Source organism: Rhizobium indicum, assembly GCF_005862305.2.
GTDB classification, from domain to species: Bacteria; Pseudomonadota; Alphaproteobacteria; order Rhizobiales; family Rhizobiaceae; genus Rhizobium; species Rhizobium indicum.
On record NZ_CP054022.1, the window covers coordinates 793,672 to 815,820 of the forward strand.

Annotated in this window: 22 protein-coding genes and 2 pseudogenes; 7 read left to right on the forward strand and 17 right to left on the reverse strand. The window is 59.0% G+C overall.

The annotated features are described in order from the left end of the window. Window positions 1-98: 98 nt before the first annotated feature. The 7 genes and pseudogenes from FFM53_RS28010 to FFM53_RS28035 all read right to left on the reverse strand — a co-directional run bounded on the left by FFM53_RS28010 (window position 99) and on the right by FFM53_RS28035 (window position 4,978). A complete protein-coding gene (locus tag FFM53_RS28010; protein WP_138391238.1) occupies window positions 99-710 on the reverse strand; it encodes an alpha/beta hydrolase in 612 nt (203 codons plus the stop codon). 249 nt (window positions 711-959) lie between these two features. Next, window positions 960-1,250 carry a hypothetical protein gene (locus tag FFM53_RS28015; RefSeq protein ID WP_138391237.1) on the reverse strand — a complete coding sequence of 97 codons (291 nt, stop codon included), beginning with the start codon at window positions 1,248-1,250 and terminating at the stop codon, window positions 960-962. Between the two features lie 13 nt (window positions 1,251-1,263). After that, complete coding sequence (locus tag FFM53_RS28020; protein WP_171600117.1) at window positions 1,264-1,407, reverse strand: hypothetical protein; 144 nt, start codon at window positions 1,405-1,407, stop codon at window positions 1,264-1,266. 537 nt (window positions 1,408-1,944) lie between these two features. Continuing rightward, window positions 1,945-2,040 (reverse strand): annotated as a pseudogene (locus tag FFM53_RS36545) (LysR family transcriptional regulator); the annotation flags it as partial. Window positions 2,041-2,120: 80 nt separating this feature from the next. Then, on the reverse strand, window positions 2,121-3,005 hold the full coding sequence (locus FFM53_RS28025) for a DUF72 domain-containing protein (protein WP_138391236.1): 885 nt from the start codon (window positions 3,003-3,005) through the stop codon (window positions 2,121-2,123). Between the two features lie 621 nt (window positions 3,006-3,626). Then, window positions 3,627-3,872, reverse strand: a complete 246-nt coding sequence (locus tag FFM53_RS28030; RefSeq protein WP_138391234.1) for a DUF982 domain-containing protein — start codon at window positions 3,870-3,872, stop codon at window positions 3,627-3,629. Window positions 3,873-4,753: 881 nt separating this feature from the next. Continuing rightward, window positions 4,754-4,978, reverse strand: a complete 225-nt coding sequence (locus FFM53_RS28035; protein ID WP_138334894.1) for a hypothetical protein — start codon at window positions 4,976-4,978, stop codon at window positions 4,754-4,756. 245 nt (window positions 4,979-5,223) lie between these two features. On the opposite strand from FFM53_RS28035, the gene FFM53_RS28040 reads away from it, so the two are divergent. From FFM53_RS28040 to rpsU, 5 genes are all read left to right on the forward strand, one after another. Then, window positions 5,224-6,408, forward strand: coding sequence for an MFS transporter (locus FFM53_RS28040; RefSeq protein ID WP_173883667.1), 1,185 nt, complete (start codon window positions 5,224-5,226; stop codon window positions 6,406-6,408). 513 nt (window positions 6,409-6,921) lie between these two features. Next, a complete protein-coding gene (locus FFM53_RS28045) occupies window positions 6,922-7,818 on the forward strand; it encodes a vWA domain-containing protein (RefSeq protein WP_138390821.1) in 897 nt (298 codons plus the stop codon). Window positions 7,819-7,837: 19 nt separating this feature from the next. Further along, the gene (locus tag FFM53_RS28050) at window positions 7,838-9,151 is read left to right on the forward strand and encodes a protein kinase domain-containing protein (RefSeq protein WP_138390820.1); all 1,314 of its coding nucleotides are present in this window, start codon (window positions 7,838-7,840) and stop codon (window positions 9,149-9,151) included. Next, complete coding sequence (locus FFM53_RS28055; protein ID WP_138390819.1) at window positions 9,148-10,506, forward strand: metallophosphoesterase; 1,359 nt, start codon at window positions 9,148-9,150, stop codon at window positions 10,504-10,506. Before FFM53_RS28050 ends, FFM53_RS28055 begins: the two co-directional genes overlap by 4 nt. Window positions 10,507-11,650: 1,144 nt before the next feature. Further along, the gene (rpsU, locus tag FFM53_RS28060) at window positions 11,651-11,890 is read left to right on the forward strand and encodes a 30S ribosomal protein S21 (protein WP_138390818.1); all 240 of its coding nucleotides are present in this window, start codon (window positions 11,651-11,653) and stop codon (window positions 11,888-11,890) included. Window positions 11,891-12,533: 643 nt separating this feature from the next. Here rpsU and FFM53_RS28065 read toward each other — a convergent pair. After that, entirely contained in the window at window positions 12,534-13,124 is a 591-nt protein-coding gene (locus FFM53_RS28065; protein ID WP_138390817.1) for a type II toxin-antitoxin system VapC family toxin, read from the reverse strand. After that, window positions 13,114-13,410, reverse strand: a complete 297-nt coding sequence (locus FFM53_RS28070) for a hypothetical protein (protein ID WP_138390816.1) — start codon at window positions 13,408-13,410, stop codon at window positions 13,114-13,116. Before FFM53_RS28070 ends, FFM53_RS28065 begins: the two co-directional genes overlap by 11 nt. Before the next feature lie 325 nt (window positions 13,411-13,735). Between FFM53_RS28070 and FFM53_RS28075 the strand changes: the two genes are divergently transcribed. Beyond that, window positions 13,736-14,344 carry a J domain-containing protein gene (locus FFM53_RS28075; protein WP_138390815.1) on the forward strand — a complete coding sequence of 203 codons (609 nt, stop codon included), beginning with the start codon at window positions 13,736-13,738 and terminating at the stop codon, window positions 14,342-14,344. A 200-nt stretch (window positions 14,345-14,544) separates the two neighbouring features. On the opposite strand, the gene FFM53_RS36550 is transcribed toward FFM53_RS28075, so the two are convergent. Next, a complete protein-coding gene (locus FFM53_RS36550; RefSeq protein ID WP_246413236.1) occupies window positions 14,545-14,733 on the reverse strand; it encodes a hypothetical protein in 189 nt (62 codons plus the stop codon). Between the two features lie 95 nt (window positions 14,734-14,828). Here FFM53_RS36550 and FFM53_RS36555 point away from each other — a divergent pair, with 95 nt between their 5' ends. After that, window positions 14,829-14,984, forward strand: a complete 156-nt coding sequence (locus FFM53_RS36555; protein WP_246413238.1) for a hypothetical protein — start codon at window positions 14,829-14,831, stop codon at window positions 14,982-14,984. A 173-nt stretch (window positions 14,985-15,157) separates the two neighbouring features. Here FFM53_RS36555 and FFM53_RS28085 read toward each other — a convergent pair. From FFM53_RS28085 to FFM53_RS28115, 7 genes and pseudogenes are all read right to left on the reverse strand, one after another. Further along, window positions 15,158-15,320: pseudogene (locus FFM53_RS28085) on the reverse strand (IS66 family transposase zinc-finger binding domain-containing protein); the annotation flags it as partial. Between the two features lie 57 nt (window positions 15,321-15,377). Then, window positions 15,378-17,672 (reverse strand): PBP1A family penicillin-binding protein, encoded by a 2,295-nt coding sequence (locus tag FFM53_RS28090; RefSeq protein WP_138390814.1) that lies wholly within the window; start codon window positions 17,670-17,672, stop codon window positions 15,378-15,380. A gap of 239 nt (window positions 17,673-17,911) precedes the next feature. Continuing rightward, window positions 17,912-18,796 (reverse strand): DUF1236 domain-containing protein, encoded by an 885-nt coding sequence (locus FFM53_RS28095; RefSeq protein ID WP_138390813.1) that lies wholly within the window; start codon window positions 18,794-18,796, stop codon window positions 17,912-17,914. Window positions 18,797-18,896: 100 nt separating this feature from the next. Then, window positions 18,897-19,292: a DUF1236 domain-containing protein gene (locus FFM53_RS28100; RefSeq protein WP_138390812.1), complete on the reverse strand. Its 396-nt coding sequence runs from the start codon at window positions 19,290-19,292 to the stop codon at window positions 18,897-18,899. A 127-nt stretch (window positions 19,293-19,419) separates the two neighbouring features. Continuing rightward, window positions 19,420-19,692 carry a BON domain-containing protein gene (locus FFM53_RS28105; RefSeq protein WP_025393594.1) on the reverse strand — a complete coding sequence of 91 codons (273 nt, stop codon included), beginning with the start codon at window positions 19,690-19,692 and terminating at the stop codon, window positions 19,420-19,422. Window positions 19,693-20,056: 364 nt separating this feature from the next. Then, window positions 20,057-20,668 carry a response regulator gene (locus FFM53_RS28110; protein WP_138390811.1) on the reverse strand — a complete coding sequence of 204 codons (612 nt, stop codon included), beginning with the start codon at window positions 20,666-20,668 and terminating at the stop codon, window positions 20,057-20,059. 213 nt (window positions 20,669-20,881) lie between these two features. Continuing rightward, on the reverse strand, window positions 20,882-22,054 hold the full coding sequence (locus tag FFM53_RS28115) for a glycosyltransferase family 2 protein (protein ID WP_138390810.1): 1,173 nt from the start codon (window positions 22,052-22,054) through the stop codon (window positions 20,882-20,884). Window positions 22,055-22,149 lie beyond the last annotated feature (95 nt).

The window sequence follows — 22,149 nt, forward strand, 5'->3', positions numbered from 1 at the left end:
GTCATTGCTTGATCACTAGCCACCACAGGCGGTCAATTTCAGCCTGAAACGTGGACCGAACCAAGCTACTTCGAGGCGCAACGGGCTTCGGGTGCTGATCATTTCACCGCCTTGGCCATGAAGGTCTTTCGCAAAAAGGTCAGCGCCTTTTGAGCCCCCTCTGGCGATATCGTGTGGCCGACGCCAGGCTGGACGTCGAGTTCGACGCCGAAGCCTGCAGCACCAAGCTGCGCCGCAGCCATCGTGGAGGCGAAAGCTGGTATGGTCTGATCAGCCTCACCGTGAACGAGGAGAACAGGTGTTTCTCTGCCCCTCGAAGAAATCGGTCCAGATGGAAGTAGCCCGGCGAATGCAACCAGCGCGCCGATCTGCCAACGACCGGAGGCAACCGCGTCGAGGGCGACGATCGCTCCCTGGGAGACGCCGACGAATGCAACACGCTCGTGGGCAAGGTCGAAGCCTTCCGTCGCGATCGCTTGGCCTACTGTCCCGTCGAAAGCCTTGCGGACCTCCCGAATACGATCAGGCTGCAGCTGAAGACCATCGACGCTGAACCACTGGTGGCCGCGGGCGTGATGGAAAGGTGCGTCTGGCGCGATGAAGCGGAAATCTGCTAACGACGACCGCCACGACGACGCCAGCGGCATGAGCTGAGAGCCGGAAGCTCCGATTCCGTGGAAGAAGATGACGAGATGTTCATAGGGTGCCATTGAGGTCCTGGCGCAAAGATGAGAAAGCCGCGAGGGTAGTCGACCTTGCGGGAGCACCCGCGCGACCACAGAGGCTTTCCAGAGGGGCAGTCGTGTTCGTCATCGCGATGAGGCGCAAGGACCTTAGATGGTGTGCGCCCGCCCGTCCCACAAGCTGACTGGGAGAAGGTACGACGCCAGACAAATCTCTTAAGCTGTCCTAACAACAAACGGTGCGGCCCTTTCATCGCCGGCGTCGGATCCGCCATATCAGTGTAGCGTCGGCCCGACCGGGTATTCGGGGTAACGGCAATGGAACGTCGTGATGAGGTTGACTGCGCGGGCTGCCACGTCCTGCGCGAGCGTGATGTCGGTCGTCGCAAGATCGCCTGCTACCGACAGCAAAGCGGTGCCCACCGATCTCATCACCATTTCGAGGGCATCGTCACCTTGCTCGGCGGCCCACCTGGCATTCCGCTCAAGCGTGACAGCGAGCCGCTCGAGGATCGCTTGTCGCTCCGCCGCGGGGAGTTCATAAAAAAATGGGCCAACGACTGACATCTACCACCCCTCCTCAGCGCTTTGCATGATGGTCGCCGCAGTCGCCTCCGCCGCGCACAGAGACCCGGCCGGCACCGGGCGACCTCTCGATGCGGCTCTTGGTGGTGTGGCGCAGGTAGCGTTTGTCGCTACGGGTATCGATAGAATTTCGTTTCAACGAAGTTGTCTCCTTTGATTGGAAAAGGTGAAACGTTCGAGATTCCGGAATCGTTGCGTACGGTCGCAGACGTTGCCTCTTTAGGCTGTTCTGGGTACGCGCGGAGACAGTCCTTCGTGTTCCATCGGCCGGCCGCATGAGAGAAGGAGCTTGCGCGCTCCGCACCACCGGCTCAACCGCTCCGCGCGTCCCGATTGAAGATAAGGCTGAGGATGATGGCGGCGAGGAACTTGAGATCGGCTTTTTCGAACGCCAAGTTCAATTAGAAGAGTCCCTTCATGAACCGCGCAGATTCTTCCTTCGGGCCGAGGGCAAGCCTCTTCAAACAATGAGCATACCAGGCGAAGGCGCGTCCGCGCCGGCGCCAGTTCGCGCACAGCTTGACCGGTTAAAAGGGCAGCCGCAGGAGGGTTAGCAAAGCGCCGCTCGGAACGAGCGGAACCCGGGACCGACTGCCCCCGGCAAGCTGTTCCGGATGAGGCGGCGCCCGCGCTGCCCCTCACCTCACCCTGCCCGGCCGCGGTCCCCCTCCTCGCCTCACCTGCCTGTTCGCGCCAATGACCGTGCGATATCGATCATGTCGTCGCGCGAGGCGGTCGTATGCTCCTTGTTCCAGGTGACCAGGCCGATCCTCAGTAGGGTCTGTTCCCTTGTCTATGGTCGATTAGAAGCCGGTGCGGCCAAGCAGACCGCCTGATCCTGGCGGCGGCGCCCTACGTGGCTGGTATCTTCATTAGCTCCGACAACCGGCTGGCATTCTTGATCGAATGTCCGTCGCGATCGTTGTTGAAGTAGACCCACACGGTCTTCGCCGAGCTTTGCCGAATGCGCTCGACCCACACGAGCAGTTCCGCATCGCTGTAATCGTGGCGATACCATTGCTTAGTCCCGTGGAACCGAACGTAAATGTCATCGGCAGTCCGAACAAGCTCATCCGGCAACCGGGGGCCGCTGCAAGAGCAGAAGATCGCCCCAGCGGCTGTAAAGGCTTCGAAGACCTCGTCAGTCCACCAACTCTTGTGGCGAAATTCGACAACGTTCCTGTGGCGCGGGTCGAGCTGCGATAAAATGGATTGCAGCATTTCCGAAGTGTAGCGCACGCTCGGCGGCAGCTGGAAGAGAAAGCAGCCCATCTGCGGGCCGAGAAGGTCGGCGATATAGCCGAAATCCTCGATGAGACTTTTCGTGTCCTCGAACCGCTTGATATGGGTTATCAGCTCGCAGACCTTGATCGTATAGACGAAGCCTGGGTCTGCCTGGCGGATCCAGGTCTTCACCGCTCCGATTGTCGGCCACGAATAAAATGGAGCGTTGAGCTCTACCGTTTCGAAGTGATCCTGATAGATCCGGAAATATTGGTTCGACGGGATATCCGCAGGATAGAACTTCCCCTTCCAATGCCAATAGTACCAGCCCGAACACCCGATATGGATGCGGCCACCCAGTCGATCCTCGGTCGGGTTGTTGACCTGCGAATCGGCAATCCGGACCTGATGCATTTTGGCGGACCGATCGACATTGGCATCGCGCTGCCTTTGCCGGCGTTCCGCGCGGCGTGCCCGGCGGGCTGCGATTTCTTCGGCATTGCGCTCCGCCAATTGATTCCCTCCGTCCCGCCGTCAACTTTACCTGCAACGTCACACATGTTGCCCTGGTTTACTGTTCGGCAATCAGCATGTTGACATGGCCAAGGTGGGTCTCGAGGCTCGGCAGTGTCTCCTTGGCGAAGCCGACCAGCGAAAACACTCCCTTCAGTTCGGCTGCAAACTTTCAGGGCTGCTGTTTGTTCCACCATAGCAGCGGTCAGCAAAGCCATAAGAACCAGGGCGCGAAATCTGTGTCATCGACGTCGACGAGCCGCGAGGACAATTCACGTGGCACCCAAGGCGGTTCGCATGAGAAGCACGTGAAGGCTGGTCAGCAAAGCCATAAGAATAGCCACTGAGGCTAAACATGCTTCCGGGCTGGCCCGCGCACCGGCGCAGGCTTTCCATTTGGGCACAACTAGGTAAGGGCGGGACGATGGAGTTCTACGATCCGCATCCCGCCCGCTTCCGTGCTTTAACAGTGGGTATCTGGGTTTAAGCTCCTCCCTCGTTCCGACAGGCCACGCGTTATCGCAAGACGAAGCTTTTGTTCAAGTTCAGCGCTCTTGTGGGACGTTCGAGATCAAAATCGAGTGCCTTAGCCAACTCGTCAGCGCAATTGTTACGCGATTTTTAAGAGCGGAGGATACCAGCGTCGATCGCCGCTTCCTGAAAGGCACGCGCTGCCGCGGCATGCTCCGCTTCTCCGCTGAGCGACTTCATGCAGGCGCGTTTTGCAATGGCGAACGACCTCCCGCCTTTTTCGGGCCAGCAGGTCATGAGGGTCTCAAGGGCCTCGCGGCTGTTTTGGACGCTTTTGAAGTGATCGCCGCCCGCGACGGCGATCTCGATAGGTGTTTGCCAGATTTCCGTCGGCATCGATGCCTCCTGCCAAATGAATCTGATTGTACAAATGCCCCAGTGCGAACGGCGTTCCAAGACTAGGACCTTGGTCTGATAGGCGCAGTTGATCGCCACCTATACATGCGGGTCATGATCGAGCGGGATTATCAAGAGGAAGCGCGCATCCCCTCGATAGCGGATATGCCGATCAGCCATTTAGTGAAGTCGTAACGGCGCGCGCTTCGCGAAAAGCACGCGGGAATGGCATGCTCTTGGGACTGCGCAGAGGCGATGGTCAAAGAGGTTTTGAAGACACCTACCAGACGCGCTGCACCTTCACCGAGGCCGATAACGAAACGGCGAAATGCGAGGTCGCTGTACCCGATAGAAACCGGCCGCCATCGTGATCAATGTCAAGGGCTACGGTGCGACCGGTTCAACGATGACTGATATCATCGGTGAGCTCGATGGAATTATCGACGCCATGAGCCGTGGCACATATCTGCTTTTCAGACTGAACGAATGACATGAAAAAAACGAGCTTTCAGACCTGAAGAAGATCTTCATCAAATCGTCCTCGACGACCAATATCTTGCGATCGTTTGCTAAAACTAGCTGGGCCAACCGAGGAACGTGTCCAAGGTCCGTTCGAGCACCGAGCCCCATTGGGAACTACACGAGCGCGCCGAGCTCCAGGAAGGACCGCAGCTGTTGTTCCGTGTGGTCACCTTCAGCGATCACCCGAAACGCTTTGCCTTCAGATTTCAGTTGCCGTGCAGTCTTCAGCGCATCGGGGGTAAAGGAGCATCGGCTCATTACGGGTGTCGCTACCATCCGGATCGAGCGAACTGATGGCAATGACCTGGAATGTCGCAGCCATAAAAGTTTTTCCTTTTTCACGCCGTGGAAACCGACCGCTAGCCTTCGTTCCCGTCTGAAAGGAAGCCTTTTGGAACCGCTTCGCGTGCGTCTTGTAGCGCCGTCATCCGATCAAGCCATTTGCTTTTGAGGACATCGTTGATCGCCAAAGCAACGTCCTTGGCGCTCCAATCCGCATCTTCCATTTCCCGGATGAGTGCGGTCAGTTTTTGATCGATAATGTCGCGAAGCTCATCATCATGGTTGGCACGCTCATTTGGCATCTCAGACAACCCTTCAAACCGAACGGAGCAACGGTCGGTCTGCGCATATGTTCCACGGCGAGCTCGAAGCTTGATCAAACGGGACGCGCACGTCACCGCGCTAGGCAAATCGCGCCGGTTCCCAAGATCACTTTCTCCGACGCATTCCCTCAGAAACAAGTTTCGATCTTGGGCCCTGTGAGATAGACATCGCAGGTCCATACGCGCGTGTTCTGCTTCGACGCGTCAATCCCCGGAGTTGCATCATGAAAATCGCGCCGCAGCAGCGGATCTATGTCTGCTTCTTTCTCTTCGCTGTGTCGCTGGGGGCGTTGCTGTCGAGGATGCCGGATTTGCAGGTTGCGATGGGCGTCAATAAATCCGAGCTTGGGTTGACGCTGATAGGGGCTGCGATCGGCGCCTTGATTTCGTTGACTTTATCTTCACCCTTGATCGCCCGGCTCGGCGCGCGTACGACGGCATTCATCACCGTTCTCGGCACGTCTGCGCTGCTGTCGCTGGTGCCGTGGATCGGTGCGGCGCCGGTCGTGTTCTGTGTGCTCTTCGTCGAGGGGCTGCTCGCCGGGGCGCTGGAGATCAATCTCAATGTTGAGATCGACCGCATCGAAGCGCAGCTAGGACGCGGCGTGATGAACAGGGCGCATGGTTTCTGGAGCCTCGGCTTCTTCGTCACAGCGCTTGTCTCCTCGGTCGTCCGCCAAGCGGGCATTTCGATGGAACTCCATCTCGCCGCGACCTTTGTCACGGTTCTTGTCATCGGCATCTGGGCGATTTCCGGCATGCGGAATGCGCCGGCGCGGATCGCGTTGCATGAAGGCAAGGCACCGCTGGTAGCGCTTCCCACCTGGGGCCTAATGCCGCTCTGCGTGATCGGCATCGCGGCCTTTCTCGTCGAAGGTGCCGGGATCGACTGGTCGGCGATCTATATGCGCGATGTGTTTTCGGTCGAGCCCTTCATTGGCGGATTGGGATTGACGCTCTTTACCTTCTGCATGGCGCTGGCGCGCCTGTTCGTCGATCCGCTGGTCGATCGGTTTGGCGCGCGGGCCGTCGCCACGATGTTGCTTGTTCTTTCGGCGATCGGCATCTGCGCCGTGTCGGGGGCGCCGCATCCCTATGTCGCGCTGGCGGGCTTTGCCTTGATGGGCGCCGGCTGCAGCGCGGTCTATCCTCTCGCCGTTTCGGCGGCGGCCCAACGCACAGATCGCGCGGCGTATCTCAACGTCGCCGCCCTCGGCCAGATGAGCTTTGTCGTCTTCTTCCTGGCGCCGCCGCTGCTCGGTTTCATTGCCGAACATGCTGGCATCCGGACATCCTATCTCGTCTGTCTTCCGCTGATCATTTACGCGCTCTTCTCGGCCAAGGCGCTTGCTACGCTCCGGGCTGCCGGCGGCGGTAGCGCTGCGACTGCTCGGAGCGTCAACGGGTAACGGACTGGGCTCCCGGTTTTTGGCCGCGCGATTGGTTCAGCGAAAAACATAGCCAAGCACGGAGTAGCGGCGTGCTCGATGCTCCTTTAACGTGTATGCGCTTGATGTCCGTCATGAATTTCAAGAGCGTGTTCACTGCACTAGGCCCACAGCCAAAGTATTCCTTTGCATTGCCCTTTGACGTTGAACTTCTGGATTGTCACCGAAGCCTTGATCTGAAGACGACCGCCCACCGGTGCCGAACTTTTGCGACAACACCGGGGTAAGGAGGGGCGGAAATATGCGCTGCGACCATTCAGGTCGCATAGCGAAGCGAGAGATCGGTTCCCTATCCCAGATAACTGCAGCGAGACCTCCTTTCGATCTTTGAAAAAAATTCGACCTTAAATAACACCGCCGAGACCGATTGTTCTCCGATCCGACGACAGTAGGAACTTTCATGTCGCCGCCGTGTTGTCGTAACGGCGCTGGCAGATCTGCCGCGTAACGATACCAAACCATGGGAGCTGACCGATGAGTGATACGGAGCAACCGGACCAGCAGACGCCTCCTACCCCGGGGAGCCCGGCTCCCGCCGCGACACCAACCTCAACCGGGCCGATCTCGTCCACACCGGATGAGCCGGCGGTAGAAGCGTCGGTAGACAGCGCGCCAGCGCTATCAGCCGACAGCCAGACCCTGCAGGAGCGTCCAAAAACCAAAGGCGTGGCCGATATTGTCTTCCTCGTAGACGTTAGCGGCAGCATGGACCCCTGCATCGACGCGCTGCGGAGAAATATCGAAGCCTTTATTGACTCCTTAAGCCACGGTGACCCGAACAACGCCGCCCCTGTCAAAGATTGGCGCGGGAAGGTTGTCGGCTACCGTGACATTGAGGCCGCCCAAGCCGAAGGCCTGCCATGGATCGTCGACAATGACTTCGTGCGCGATGCCAGCGCGCTCAAGGCGCAGCTTGGCACGCTACAGGCAAACGGCGGTGGAGACGAGCCGGAGTCGCTTCTCGATGCTCTCTATAAGCTTGCCTCTATGGAGGCTGTGCCGAAGGGTTCGCAGACAGAGGATCCGGCGAAATGGCGCTATAGAAGCGATGCGGCGCGTGTTGTCATCGTCTTCACCGATGCTTCATTCAAGGAGACCATGAGCATTGCGGAGGCAAAGGGCGGCTCGTTGCAGGACGTGGCTAACCTTATCATGGCCAACCGAATTATTCTCAGCCTCTTTGCCCCGAATTTCGAGGGTTACGATCGGCTGAGCCAGATCGACAAGTCGGAATGGGAAGTGGTGGAATACGAAGGGCTGAACCCGCAGGAGGCGCTCCAGAAATTTACCTCCGACCCGGTTAACTTCCGTAACACCCTGAAGCAGCTGGCCGCCAGTGTATCCCGGTCGGCAGCGACCGTAGCGCTTTAGCCCGGCTGACCCGAAAGCCATGGCCAAGAAGCTGAAAATCGGCGACCGGATCCGGCAGTATCGCGTCACGAAAGTCTTCGGACCTGGAATGATGGCTATTTCCTATGGAGCTCAGACTTCCACCGGTGAGAAGGTTTTTCTCAAGCAATACAAGTCCCCTGCTCCGACGGTTGTCTGGTATGGGGCTTTCGTTGCTTATCAGAACGAGCTCGGAGCACGCGTCCGGAATGGCCGCGCTGCTCAATTTGCGGTGCGCCAGGTCGATGCATTCGAAGAGATCTGGGGCGGGCTTTGCTACTTTCAGGCATTCGAGTTCGTCGAGAATGGTGCCGACTTGCAGCAAATGCTCGATGAGGAGCGGGAGCAGCATCGTCGCACCAAGCTGGCCGCGACTCGTGATGCCACGGTTTGGGCACGTCACCTCACGTGGTCAAAGGTGTTCATGACCGGTATCGCGGCACTGCACGAATCCAAGGTCGTTCACGCAGATCTCAAGCCGGCGAACGCATATTTGATCACTGACCCGTCGATCAGCTCCGGCTACCAGCTTAAGCTGATCGATATGGACTTCTCCCTGTTGGCTGACCGCCGCGCGCCCTGGCACGGGCATCAGGGATATGTTGGCACTGACAACTATCGATCCCCCGAACATATGACGCGCGGCGCTATTCCGGGACTGGCTTCGGATATTTTCACCTGCGGGCTAATGCTTTACGAACTTCTCGCCGGCCATCATCCATACTGGACCGAGGACCAGGCTGATTATGCGAAGCTTGTGCAGAGCTATGCCGCCAAACCTCCGGCACTTGCCGGGTTGATGCCGGCACCGGCGAACAATGCCGAGGTCAGTGCCGTCCTCCACCGATGCCTGTGTCCAGATCCCGCTGCGAGACCGACGGCTGCGGAAGTTCGGGCAATTTTGAGTGGACGCGGCGCAGGCTCTGCCGTCTCCGAACAGAAAGCTGCTGCATCGACAACAGAAGGCATCGCACCTCCAACTTCCGCAGAGTTGATCATTTCCGAGAGGATCGAGCTGCTTGGTGCGGACGGACGTTCGCTCCAGATCGGGGTGATGACGGAACTTGGAAAACCCCTGTTGCGGCAGTTCGGGCCGGAAAGCGAGTTCTGGGATAATCGCCAATGTGTCCTGGAACGAAATCCCACACGGCAATGGGTGATATCTCCCGTGGATGGTGCGACCAACGAAACACTCGTGAACGGCCTGACCCTCACAGCTCCTCGTCCGCTCAGGCAAGGTGATCGAATTGCGGTCGGCCGCCAGGCCAAAGGCATCGCCAAGATGCCCCTTACGGTGCGGGCGCTCAACAAATGAACTCGGCCGGCGGTAAAGTGCCCGAGCCCGATCCTCCCTGCGAGCAGCCGGCGATAGCGGAGGCGCATCCGGTGATCACAGAGGTGCCCAAGGATGAACTGGGGGCGCCGGGTCTTTCCAGGCCCGCCGCAGATGTTCCAGCTGTAGGCTCCGAACCTACACCGGTGGTTGCTGCGCCATTGGACGAAGAGCCTGCGTCCAGGACGGAAAGCCTACCGTCTGACCAGGCTCTTTCGAAGGTGACGGCCTTTGCTCCATTAGAAATAGTGGATGTGAATGACCTCGATTGGAAAGCTGTCCTCAACCGGGCCAACCCATCTTCCATCCGCTCCGAAATTCGGTCGACGGTTGAAAGTATGGAGGGTCTGCTTGACCGGGCCGACGGGCCAGGCATGTTGTTCGACAAATTCCGCGCCGATCCCACCGACAAAGTCATCAAGATTTCTGACTTCGATACCGAAATCCCGTTGTGGATCATCGGCGACTTGCATGGTGATCTTCTGGCGCTCGAGGCCGCACTAGTGGCAATGCGGCAGCCGGACCTGCAGCCCGGAGAAGTCCAACCTCGGATCCTGTTTCTTGGCGATCTCTTCGATGACGAGGGTTTTAGCCTCGAAATCCTTCTCCGCGTATTTGAACTGATCGTAGACGCGCCCGACCGCGTGTGCGTCATCGCCGGCAATCACGACGAAGCACTGTCTTACGATGGCGTACGATTTTCCTCGAGCGTGACGCCATCGGACTTTGCCGACTTCCTCAACGCTAACCTCACCCACGAATGGATCGAGCGGGCCGGTAAGCTTGCCGTGCGTCTGTTTACGAACGCTCCGCGCGCACTCTTCTTTCCCGACGGATTGCTTGCCGCCCACGGAGGCTTTCCGCTGGTTGACTTGCATCCCGCCCTCGCTGAATCGGGGGAATGGAACAACCCGATGTGCCTGTCTGATTTTGTATGGACAAGGGCCCATCCGAAAGCCCGCAGGAAGCTGCCAAACCGTTTCTCCCGCGGGAGCCAGTTCGGCTACGAGGACTTCGCTGCTTTTTGCTCTTTGAGTGCTGGTCTCGGACGGCCCGTCACACATATGGTACGCGGCCACGATCACGTGGACGAGAGGTATGCGAGCTTCCCCGCCTATCGGGCTAATCCACTGCTCACGACCGTCGCACTTTCGCGTCGGTTGAGCCGCGAGGCATTCGGCCCCTACGAGCGGGTTCCCACCATGGCGCGACATGTCGAAGGAGCCCTGCCGAGCGTGTATCGGTTGCACATTCCCGCGGAAATGATCCGTGCCTGTTATCCTCAGCCGGCCGCCGACAGCATCGACTATCACCCGAGCCAGGAGCCTCAACCATGACAGGCGTCATCCTGCGTTGTCCAAACTGCGGCACCTCCACTGCGACTTCCGGTGAGTGCGAGGCCTGCCACGAGGCACAAGTCCGCTTCTACTGTACGAACCATAACCCGGGGCATTGGTTAGATGCACCCGCATGTCCGCAATGCGGCGCAAAGTTTGGCGATCCGCGTCCTGCGGCACCGTCGGTGCCCCCTCCCGTTCGCCCACGTCCGCCGGTGCCTTTTCCCAAAGCAGCGCCCCGCGCGGAACCACCACCACCGCTGGATACGAGTCCCGGGCCATGGGGCCGGAGAGAGCGACGGAGGTCTGCCCGCCCTGAGGCGGAGACCGACCGCGCCTCAGCGGGCGACATCCGCACGGCAAAAATGCTGGAGATGCTTCGAGCCCTCTCCCGCGCCGGTCGTATCACTCGAAGGTCAACCTATCCGGTTCCGGAAGCGCCACCTGCAAGGGCAGCAGCGGCGGGGTGCCTGATGCGCTTTATGCTCCTCGTGATGTTCCTGTTCATCATCTTGCCGCTGATATTTTCCCTGATAGGAGGCTCTCTACTTGGCGTACTCGACGGCTATTACTTCTGAGGATCGACGACCACGCCACGCTCCAGGCGGCTGAGGCCGGACGTCCGCGCCATCCCATCTATTTTTTGTACCTTATACGTGCCGCTCCACAGCTAGCATGCCGCAGCCGTGCGGATGGCTAACACAATCCCTGCTCCAGGCCGCCAGGGGAGCAGGAGCTGAGCGTCTAGATGCGATACCAACGAAGGCTCGAATTCGCCCCGTGCCAGAAGCTATACTAACCATCGCCTCAGCTAATGCGGAAGGACACTTGCGACGAGTTTCTTGTTGCGCGTGTCCTGCATCTGGTGATCGGACGCCCGTTCAGCGCGCCGACGATTTTTGCGTTGCAGCCTGACCCTGACCTGCCAGACGACCTTGCCGAACAAGTCCAGCGGCATATCGACGTATTGGAGCTGCAGCGACGTTGCGGACCATTCATTCGCGACGAAATATGTCCAAATGCTTCGGCTCTCGCATGAGGCGCGCGCATCCGGAGGCGGCATTCACGCAATATCGTCTTCCAAGCCTTGATCATCAATGCACATGGATCTAATGAGGCGCGTCAGTGGTCCTAGGAGTTTAAAATGCAAGTTCTGGTACGTGACAACAACGTTGAGCAAGCGCTCCGTTTTTTGAAAAAGAAGTTGCAGCGTGAGGGCGTTCTCCGGGAGGCCCGACTTCGTGAGCGTTTTGAAAAGCCCTCCGAAAAACGTGCGCGTGAAAAGGCCGAGGGTATCAGGCGCGTCCGTAAACTCGCTCGCAAAAAGCTTGAGCGGGAAAGTGGTATTTCGGCTCCCAAGAAGGCGAGAGCTTCTGGTCGCTAGCAGTGATCGAATGACGCATGTTTCGTCTGTCGAGGAAAGGACTTTCTCGTGTCTGAGATGTCCCTTTCCTGCAGGCCGTGCCGTTAAGTACAGTGTCCAATGGGAGGTTGCTCACCGCGCCTTGATAAAGGTGTCAGGGGCGTCTTCGATCAGTTTCAGCTGGAGCGTGATGCGTGGGCCGGCTGGCTGAACTCCTCCAAGATTTGGTCCTGATGTCACTGCTACGCGAAGAGTGGAGTGAGTTCGACGGTTGAACCAGCGGAGCTTGCGACATTAGTGCCCTGGGCCTCACGAGCCAGATAAGCTCTGTCCAGCTCCGACAATATCGCTTGCAACAACATTGCCCGAAGCCCTGCCGCGCACGTACGCAGTACCTGACAAAATCCGTCCGTCAACAAGGTTGACCATCTGTGAGCCTTTCAAGGTGGGTGAGCGTGCAAGCAGTTTGAGCCGTTCATACTCTCCGGCTAGTTTGATCGCGCCGGCGGCAATCGGGACGGCTCCCGCTCTCTACCGGATCAAGCCGGCCTCCACGAAACGTAGAAATGCCTGCGTATGCTGCAGGCAGTTGACATCTGTTGCCGGCGTCCGACCCAGCTGTTCCAGTTCGTGCAGAATGCGACCGAGGGTGAGGGTTCGGCATTCATGATGATCGCGCCTCCACTGGGGTTCGATATAGGATGACCCGACCGGTCGGTACGATCTGTGAGAGGAAATCAAAGTCGCGGACGTTGCCAGTCAGCACGCTCGCACCCAGCTGCCGTGCCTGCAAGAAAACCATGGCGTCATTGACGAAGCCGCGCTCATGTCCTTCCCCCTTTGGCAGGTTGCTCAAGCGAAAGAGCAGACCCGCCAACACGCCGGCATGTCCCCAGATGGCTGCATCTGGAGCGTGAAGTCGGTGTTCCGGAATGTCTTCGACCGTCGCCGCGATCGTTTCGAGCACCGCCTTTGTAGAGGCGTGCTTGGGGTCCAGTCGGCCGAAGGCATGGGTCAGCTCAGACAGGCAGACCGCCGAATGGTGGCATAGGCGATACGTAATCAGCCTATCGACCTCCACCGGCGAGCGCCCCTGAAGCACATCCAGATAGACGCTGGTATCCAGGAACAGAGGCCCTCCGATTGCCGGTTCGTCGGCAACCCAAGGAAGATCTTCGTCGGGCCTGCGCTCGAGCGACCCGACGTGCTTCTGGGGCTTTAGTGATCGGAGGGCTTCAGAGAGATCAAATCCCAAGATCGATATCCGTCGGGATGCGGCCCTTGCGGCCCACCAGACGCGCGCCAAAGTCGTCTTCGAGAGCCAGCCGTGAAAGGGCCAATTCCAGCAGCTCGGTGTCGGAGGTAACATGGGCCCGCTTCTTGGCTGCCTCGATCAACTCCGACGGCACTCGCCCCGACAAGCGGGTATTCTTCGCCGTGCCAAGGAGACCGACGGCCTTCGCTTGCTCGAGTACGAGCTTATTGCGGGCCAACGCGATTTTCGCTTCGCGTTCCGCAGCAGTTCGTGGTTGGGTACCCATAAGATTCTCCTGTGTTGAACAGAATATAGATTGCGTTGAACGGGAGGGCAAGGTTCCATAGCGGTGGGCAGGTTGCGATCCGGGCGTTCGCGGCAAACCACCATGGGAATGACGACGGGGAGATTGATGGATTCTCTAGGGCCGTCGGCTGGGCAGCGCAGATCCTCAGAATGAAGGGCTCGACCGAAAACACAGCCATGGGTACTGAGCGCCGGTGACGAGCAAGGAGTAAAGATGCCGGAGCAGGAACCCCCTGTCCCGACTATCGGCGTGCCTATTGCATGGTTTGCTTGCCGGCTCGATGAAGACCGCCATATAACGCGCGATGACGTATGATTCGAAGATTTTCGTCGGCCTGAGGCCAACGAGCAAAAAATCAGCTCCGCTCCGCGAGCCTTACCAGTCGAAATGCCAGTGGGACGGCTGCGAAAGCGGCGGCGCCAATCGCGCGCCCGTTGGGCGAGATGCGGAGGGTTTGTACCTGTTGTTCTGCCCGCAACATGCGAGGGAATACAACAAGGGATATAATTTCGCGAGCAATCTGTCTGATCCGGTGACCGCCCGCTATCAGAGGGAAGCAGCAAACGGCAGCCGTAAGACGTGGGGGACCCGCCTTGATCAGGCGACAGAGATGCCGCTTCCTTCGACCGTTCGCTCCGGTACGGCAAAAGCCCTTAACGCACGCAAGATTGCTGCACGACATCAAGCTACGAAAGCTGATCTCCAGCGGCGTAAGCTCAAGGTATTGGAAGCAAAAGCCTTCGAAACGCTCGGTCTTTCGCAGGACGCGACGCCTGAGGAAATTAGACGACGCTACAAACTGATGCTCAAGATGCACCATCCGGACGCTAACCGAGGAGATCGAAACTCCGAAGATGAACTCCGGGCGGCAATCGACGCCCATAAGATCCTCAAGTTGAACGGGTTCTGCTAGATCTGAGACACGCTCTCTGCTGTCTATGATGAGGGTGAGCTGGAGGTTTTTGACAGATCGATGCAATTCAACTCGGCAGCTGCCGTGCCGACGCTGCCGATCCCGCTGCTCGCCAAAATCCCGGTCATCGGCGAAGCGCTGTTCAACAGCCCCGTCATCACCTATCTCGCCATCATCCTGGTCGGGGTGATGGTCGATATCTACCGTTCCACCCATCTCGGATCGGCATTGCAGGCGGCCGGCGACAAGCCGGCGGCGCTGGATGCCGCCGGTGTCGACGTGGTGCGGACCCGCTCGGTCGCCGTGCTGTGCACGGCCTGTTCGCCGGCCTCGGCGGCGCTTTCATCGCCATTGTCGGCGCCGGCATCTTCGTGCCGTTCAAGACCCATGGTAACGGTTTCATCGGCATCGTGCTGGCCATGCTGGCCCCGAGCGACCGGTCTGGGTTCTGTTCGGTGCGCTGCTGTTCGGCGCCTGCCTGTCGATGACCACGGCCCTGCAGGTGGCGGGTGTCGACATCCCCACCAACATCATCCAGATGACCCCGTTTGCCATGGTCATGCTGGTGCTGATCGTCGCCGGCCGCCGAGCCAATCTGCCGCTGGCGCTCGGCGCAAGCTACGTTCGCGGAGAGCGATGAGTCTCCCCGGCACTGTGCCGCTAGAAGTGATGGCCGCGCGCGGCCATGGGTGATCTCAGCGGTTTCGGCAAAGGCACTGCGATATCGGCACGGTCTTTTGTGGGTTTCGTCGCAACGCAGCTCATACTATTCCAGCCGGGCGAACGCGCAGACTTGTGATGGGGATGGCGCTGCAACCCGGCCTGGATCAGTTGTTCAGGCGCTGAAGCCTGAACAACGCCGTCGGTATAGGCCCGCCAGGCATATTTTGAGGCGGCGGGTGACGATCACGCGGAACGGCGCCGGAACCACATCCAGCCGCTCAGGCACATCCTCGCCGATGCAATGCAAGCATCCGCCGCGAGCGCAGATCAGGCTTCCGGGCTCGCCCGGCTTGATCTAGCCGCACCCATATCATTTTTCACAGAGCCGTCGTCCGCCGGAATATGGCTGATAGGTGCAGTCGGACGGCCGGAAGGAGCGGTAAGTGCGCGAGCAGGCGGCAATGTTACAGGATTGCGGTGCGCCTTGGCCATCGGTTGCTGCTTCTGTCGATCGCACCCCATTCAGCGTTGGTTCGGCCGTCGCCTGGCGGATGAAGTCACGCCAAATATGGGCTGGCAGGGCGCCGCCCGTCACCCCCTTCATCGGCGCGTCATCGTCATTGCCAACCCAGACACCGACGACGAGCGATTCCGTGAAACCGACGAACCAGGCATCACGATTGTTCTGGCTGGTACCCGTCTTGCCGGCTGCAAACGTGCCCGGGTCTGCTCCACGCCCCGTACCGCGCTCGACCACCAACTGCAGGAGCCCGAGGAGATCGGACTGGTAGGGAGAAAGATCGACACTTGGCTTTGATTGTGAGCCAACCCGAAACGTCTTCGTCTGCCCTGCCGCTTGAAAGTCGGCGATGCCCCAGGGTTTAACAGGTGCCCTGCCGAGTTGAACGGACGCATAGGCGCTGGTGAGGTTAAGCAGATTTACTTCGGATGTCCCGAGCGCCAAAGACGGCGTATTGGCAAGTGGCGCATCGATGCCGAGTTCGCGCGCTGCGGCGATCACATTGTCTAGGCCAACTTCTTCGGCTAGCGCCACTGAAGCGGCATTGAGCGATCGCGCGAACGCCTCGGCAAGCGTTACCCAACCACTATAGTTGCCACTGGAATTTTCTGGCGACCAACCGTCGACGTCAATTGGCGCATCCAGAACCCGGTCAGACAAAGTGAGCCCGGCCTTCAATGCTGCGTAATAGACGAACAGCTTAAATGTTGACCCCGGCTGGCGCATCGCAGTGACGGCGCGGTTGAACTGGCTTGCCTTGTAGTCGCGCCCGCCAACCATGGCCACGACCGCGCCGTCCGGCGTCATCGCAACCAAAGCGGCCTGCGATGCTCCGACTGTCTTTCCTTCACCGTCCAGGGCTCTTTTCACGACTCTTTCGGCGATCTGCTGCAACTGCGGTACCAGCGTGGTGCGCACCGTCGTCGAACCTGGCGAGGAGCCGGCGATTTCGCTCGCTTGCGGCGAAATCCAGTCGGCAAACCAACTTCCCGAGCGCGGCGTCGGCGTCGTTGGATGTAGCTTGGCAAAGCTCCCCTTGGCCTCCGCAGCCTCCGGCGCGGTGATCTTGTCGTTCGTCGCCATTGCGTCGAGAACGACCATGGTGCGCTGCCGGGCGCCTTCGAAATTGTCGATGGGATTCCATTGGCTCGGTGCCCGCAGCAACCCCGCCAGCATAGCGGACTCCGGCAGGTTAAGGTCGCCGATATCCTTGTTGAAATAAATCCGCGCGGCGGCAGGCATGCCGGTAGCGCCCGCACCAAGATAGACACTATTGAGATAGCGCGTCAGGATTTCCCGCTTGCCGAGCTTCCACTCCAGCCAGACGGCAATGACCACCTCCTGTATCTTTCGTTTTATTGTTCGATCGCTGTCGAGGTACTGCAGCTTGATGAGTTGCTGGGTGATCGTGCTGCCACCCTCCACCACCGAACCAGCCTCCAAGTTCCGGAGAAGCGCCCTCCCTATCCCTCTGAGATCGACGCCGAAATGATCCATGAACCGCCTGTCCTCAATCGAAAGTACGGCATCGATTAGATGGGGCTGGAACTGGTCGTATCGCGCATATGACTCTTGATAAGGCCCTTGCCTTACCAGCGGCGCGCCGTCAGCGGTTTCCAGCACCACGATAGGCTTTAACGTTCCCTCACGGATCTCGCCCCAGGGCACGTCTTTTAGCGCCCACACCAGAATGCTTCCTACGAGGAGGCAGACAAGAAAGGCCGATCCCATAGCGAATTTCCACCAGCCCGCCAGAAGCGACCGTCGAAGGCGACTTTCACGAGGCTCGACAAGCCGATTGCGAATACCACGTCCGGCTTTGGCGAGAGCAGTGGTCAGCCATTTGGTTGGAGCTGATGTGGCTCCCAACCGCATCGACCTCCTTAGCTTCGTTCTCAAAAACAAAGCCATCGTCTTGGTCTTCGCCAACGCAGAACTTGCCTGTAAATCTTGGCGCAGCGCATGCAACAGATTGCTCGCGGCCTGCCGAGTTTGGCCGAAGGATCCGTGGGCCTGCGGGTTGTCGGCTTGGGTGGTCCCCGTGGAATCCGTCGCGGCGATTTGGCTTGCCAAATCTGTTTTCTGGACGCGACCCGAGCTCGAGTCGCTGACGCTTTCACCTGAGGCTTCGGGAGGACTAGGCATGGGTTACCGCTAAAATGCAAACGCAGCATGACCTTTATAGCCGGGCGATGCGGTGTGTTCCACCGCAAAAGGTGTCCAAGGCAGAAGTCCTTGAGCGGATGTAAGATGGCGTGGAGATCGACTCGAAAAACGTCACCGCCGTTCAGGTCGGCGACAACAAGGACGAGCGACTGCAGCAGTGCACCGTCTGATTGCCATCTAGGATGCCGGCGGCGCAAGACGCCGCCGGGACATGCCTGTTAAACCTGGATGATGTAGACGATCGTTAGCGCATCGGGATCGACGATGACGATCCGGCCATCAGCAAGGATGAAGAAGCGGTAGCCTTCATACTGCGGAACGATCTTCACGATGCGTGGCGGCAGCGGTTCGAGACGAACCTTCTTCGGGATCGTCGTTCCGACGGAGACCGTGAAATTCACTTCCTTCACCGGCGCAACATGGACCTCCTTCACCACTGTGCGAATTTCGGTCTGCTGCTCGACGGAAATGTTGACGTTGGTCTTGGTGTTGGACGTCTGATTGTTCGTCGTGGTGTTGTTGTTGACGCTGGTTTGGGAAGAGCTTTTGTTCGTCGTCGAAGAGTTCTGATCGGTCGACTGTTTCGACGCATCGCCGCTTTGCGTGGTGGCGGCGTTGCCCGAGCCCTCTGCAGGCTTGGCATTTTGCGTGCTGCTCTTCGTGCCTGAGGTGGCCGAGCCGCTTGTATCGGTGCTGCCGGACTTGGCGGCGGGCTTCTGTTCGGTCGTGGTGGCGCCGCCGGCGTCTTGCGATCCGGGCTTGGTTTCCGTCGAAGACTTGCCGGATGCACTTCCCTTTGTCGAAGAATTATCGTTCGAAGGCTGTTCGGCGCTCTTTTTCATGTCCGAACCCTGACCGGGTTTCTGCTGCGATGACTGGCCCTTGCCTTGCGGACAGGCTCCCGAAGCGTCTGGCGTGCAGTCGGTGCCGGTTCCGGTGGCGCTGGAGCCGGCCTTCGAGCCGGCGTCAGTGCCCGTCTGCGAACCGGGTTGGGTCTGGCCGCCGCTCTTGGTGTCCTGCTGGGCCGCCGCGGGCAGTGTTGCAAGCGGCGAGACGCTTAGTGACAGCGCTGCTACCAGCATGGTGAGATGGTTGCTTTTCATGATCAATCTCCGAGGTTTCGGGCACGCGATGCCGCCACGCATTTTCATGCGTCGGATGCGTGCCCTGACTGTTGTAAAGGGCGGATGAAGCCGCCGATGGTCACTGAATGACCTGGATCACCTTCCGGGAGGAAGGTTCGACGATCACACGCTGATCGTTGACGATCGCGTATGCATATTTCGGATCGTCGGGAATTGGTGTGACGACCACGGTCTCCGGCAGGGGCTGCCCGACGACGACCTTCTCCTTCACCACGACGCGCGTAGTCGGGGCGGGAGCCTGCTGAACGTAGGTCACCACCTTCGGCGGCGGCGGATCGATAACGCTACCTGCCACGCCGCCGACGATGCCGCCGACAGCAGCACCGACCGGGCCGCCGACAATCGCACCCGTTGCAGCACCGCCTACTGCTCCTGTTACCGTCGAAGACTGCGCATAGGCAGAAGTCGATGCCAACAGGATGCTTGCGGCGATTCCTACTACTTTGATATTCATCTGTTTTCCTCCTTGGGTGCGGATGGTTCCGCTGGGGAGCCAAACCGAAAGATCGAGGAAGTGTTCCAGACGTCGGACTTCAGGCCGGGGCCGGTCCGACCTTGGTCCTAGCGTAGGATCCGCCTGCCTACTGAGTGGGAAAACGGCTGAGCATCCGGTCCTGGACGTTCTCCCAGCCAACGATCATCGCAGCAAGCGAGATGGCTTTGTCGCGGTCTGCGGCCTTGGTTATAAAGCCTTCGAGCAGGACGACAGGGCCGAGCATCCTGATCTCGATGGCACTGCTGTCGATATCCGGATCGGCGGAAAGGGCTGCTTCGATTGTGGCGATGGTGGATGCCGAACTGTGGCCTTGCGAGCAGCGCTCTTCGTGATTGTAGTTATCGGGGCCGAACTTCATATTCTCCTCCTGTCCCGCCCTTCCACGGACCTTCACATTACCTCGCATAACATATGAGCAGCGTGTCCTGACGTCGCCAGCCGGACTTAAGTCCGGCTTTCCCTCGGCACGATCCGGCTTAGATTCTCCTGATCCTTGTTGAAAGGACGTCAGGGAGGTTCCAGCAACGTTGCCGACTCCAGTCAGAACCTCCCTGATGACGCTTCAATTTATCGACCAGTGTCGAGCGTCCGAGCTCCGCAACGGATGCGGAATGCTTCGCGTACGGTTAGAGGCGATGGATAGGAATGCAGGCGGCCGGTAATAGGGGAGTACGCGAAAGCGAGGACTTCGCTCCTCTGATGCTTGTGACAAGCGGCAAAGGCTAGGCGCCCTGGCGCCATCTGATTGCCGCTTCCGTCCGATTGCTGGCGCCAAGCTTGGACAGTATTTCGGTCATGTGATGCTTGATCGTTTTCTCCTGCAGGTTCAGCCGCCGCCCGATATGCTTGTTGGAAAGTCCTTCGGCTACCAATTCTATCACGTCGGTTTCGCGGGGAGTGAGTGAAGCCGGTCTGTCGAGAAGACTTTGTTCGACCTTGGCGCGCATGGTCGGCGAGATGAACCTCGAGCCTCCAACGACCGTTCGAATGGCCTCAGCAAGTCCGCGTGATCCGCTACCCTTGACGACGTATCCGGCTGCGCCTCGTCGTAGCGCAGCGACAACAGAGTCGATGTCCTCCGAGGCGGTCAGCATCAGGACCTTTGTCTGTGGGCTTCGCGCCAGGATCTCGGAAATCGCATCGATTCCTCCTCCGGGCATTGATACGTCGAGCAGAAGGACGTCAGGCCTTTGGGACACCGCCAGCGTGGCGGCGTCATCGGCACTTGCCCCTTCACCGACAACGACGAAATCCTCGATTTCGGACAGGCTGCGGCTCACCCCTTCTCGGAAGAGAGGGTGGTCGTCCACGATCGCTATCGTGATGACTGTCAAGCTGCACCCTCCATTTCCTCGGTCTGAAGAAAAGCATCCGACACCTGTCGATCGGCTATGCGATAGACATGGCAAGCAATTAGAAAACGTCCAGCGACACTGGAGTGGCGAACGAACGCTTTTATGGGCCTGCCTGGTCTCGATGATTTTGCCGCCCGCGGCGCTCCACGAACGCCGGGATGTCGATCCCCAAGTGTCTGATTCCGCCTCCGGCTACGAAGACAGGGGTTGTGATTTAGCCGCCTGGCCGAGCCGGTCCGCCACGAGCTCAAGGGCTGAACTCAGCTCGGCATCCACCTCCGTCAGCCGCATCAGGTGACGTCGAGATTGCGCGGTCTCGTCCGGGCGTTCGACATACGAAGGGACAATTTGCTGGTCGAATTTCGATCTGTTCAATCGCGGTGGATCTCGACCGTTCGCCGTTGCGGTCAAGAGGCGAAGACAATGTTGTCTCAGGCGCAGGCACTTCTCGAATGCAAGCCGAACCACGAAAGATGGTTCGCTTTTTAAGATCGACCAGATCGTCACAAGTGACAGATACGTGTTCCTGGCTTGGCGGAACTCCCAAAATGCGTATTTCTGGGTAGCGTTGATTGCGCTTCGCGTTGCGTATTGGGGGAGTTGAGGGTTTGCCGCCAGTGAACGCCTGATAACCTCCAGAGCGCCTCGGCCCATTTGCAGGTGATTGGACGACATGTTGCCTGGATACTGCCTGTATCCAACCAGTCGTTCAGGGATGACTTCGATTTGATAGCGCGCGGCCAGCCTGAGTTCGAAATCGAGATCTTCACAGCCGCCAATTCCTGCTGCTGCATAGGAGCTGTCAAACCCGCCAATCTCGAGCGCGACATCCCGACGGACAAGCAGCGCGCTGCCATTGCCGACATATTTGAAAGTCAGATGCCGGGCGAAGATATATCCTCTGGCGACATCGGGCCGGCAGGAGCGAAGGATCTCGTCGTCGCTATTGATGATGTAATGCAGCACATAAACCGCAGCCCACTGTGGGTTTAAGCGATTGAGCGCATTCACCTGCTTTTCGATTTTCGTGTGGTGCCAGAGATCGTCCGCGTCAAGAAATGCCACAAACCGACCTGTTGCTTCGCGGATGCCGGTGTTCCTTGCTGCGGCGACGCCGCGGTTTGGCGTGGACAGCAGGCGGATCCGCGAATCTGCCAGCGCCACTTGCTCGACCACCCTTGCCGTATCATCGGTAGAGCCGTCATTGACGACTATGATCTCCAAGTTCCGGTAGGTCTGGCACCCGGCGGATCGAAGTGTGCGTTCGATATAACGGGAGGCATTGAAGGCCGGGATGACCACTGAAACCAACGGCTGGGTGAAATGACGAACGTCCCGCCCATCCTTGTCTGACCAGCAAAGCATTCCAGATCTTTCATTCGGTCGAACAGACGCTTTTCGTCTCAGATGACGGTGCGTGTTCCTAGATGCAGTTCGAAGCGCTGACTAAATCTCAACCC

Excerpts from the sequence above, each read along its gene's own strand:
- FFM53_RS28010 (WP_138391238.1), bottom strand. The coding sequence starts at position 710 with ATGGCACCCTATGAACATCTCGTCATCTTCTTCCACGGAATCGGAGCT.
- FFM53_RS28015 (WP_138391237.1), bottom strand. The coding sequence starts at position 1,250 with ATGTCAGTCGTTGGCCCATTTTTTTATGAACTCCCCGCGGCGGAGCGA.
- FFM53_RS28030 (WP_138391234.1), bottom strand. The coding sequence starts at position 3,872 with ATGCCGACGGAAATCTGGCAAACACCTATCGAGATCGCCGTCGCGGGC.
- FFM53_RS28035 (WP_138334894.1), bottom strand. The coding sequence starts at position 4,978 with ATGCCAAATGAGCGTGCCAACCATGATGATGAGCTTCGCGACATTATC.
- FFM53_RS28040 (WP_173883667.1), top strand. The coding sequence starts at position 5,224 with ATGAAAATCGCGCCGCAGCAGCGGATCTATGTCTGCTTCTTTCTCTTC.
- FFM53_RS28045 (WP_138390821.1), top strand. The coding sequence starts at position 6,922 with ATGAGTGATACGGAGCAACCGGACCAGCAGACGCCTCCTACCCCGGGG.
- FFM53_RS28050 (WP_138390820.1), top strand. The coding sequence starts at position 7,838 with ATGGCCAAGAAGCTGAAAATCGGCGACCGGATCCGGCAGTATCGCGTC.
- FFM53_RS28055 (WP_138390819.1), top strand. The coding sequence starts at position 9,148 with ATGAACTCGGCCGGCGGTAAAGTGCCCGAGCCCGATCCTCCCTGCGAG.
- rpsU (WP_138390818.1), top strand. The coding sequence starts at position 11,651 with ATGCAAGTTCTGGTACGTGACAACAACGTTGAGCAAGCGCTCCGTTTT.
- FFM53_RS28070 (WP_138390816.1), bottom strand. The coding sequence starts at position 13,410 with ATGGGTACCCAACCACGAACTGCTGCGGAACGCGAAGCGAAAATCGCG.
- FFM53_RS28075 (WP_138390815.1), top strand. The coding sequence starts at position 13,736 with ATGACGTATGATTCGAAGATTTTCGTCGGCCTGAGGCCAACGAGCAAA.
- FFM53_RS36550 (WP_246413236.1), bottom strand. The coding sequence starts at position 14,733 with ATGGGTCTTGAACGGCACGAAGATGCCGGCGCCGACAATGGCGATGAA.
- FFM53_RS36555 (WP_246413238.1), top strand. The coding sequence starts at position 14,829 with ATGACCACGGCCCTGCAGGTGGCGGGTGTCGACATCCCCACCAACATC.
- FFM53_RS28090 (WP_138390814.1), bottom strand. The coding sequence starts at position 17,672 with ATGCCTAGTCCTCCCGAAGCCTCAGGTGAAAGCGTCAGCGACTCGAGC.
- FFM53_RS28095 (WP_138390813.1), bottom strand. The coding sequence starts at position 18,796 with ATGAAAAGCAACCATCTCACCATGCTGGTAGCAGCGCTGTCACTAAGC.
- FFM53_RS28100 (WP_138390812.1), bottom strand. The coding sequence starts at position 19,292 with ATGAATATCAAAGTAGTAGGAATCGCCGCAAGCATCCTGTTGGCATCG.
- FFM53_RS28105 (WP_025393594.1), bottom strand. The coding sequence starts at position 19,692 with ATGAAGTTCGGCCCCGATAACTACAATCACGAAGAGCGCTGCTCGCAA.
- FFM53_RS28115 (WP_138390810.1), bottom strand. The coding sequence starts at position 22,054 with ATGCTTTGCTGGTCAGACAAGGATGGGCGGGACGTTCGTCATTTCACC.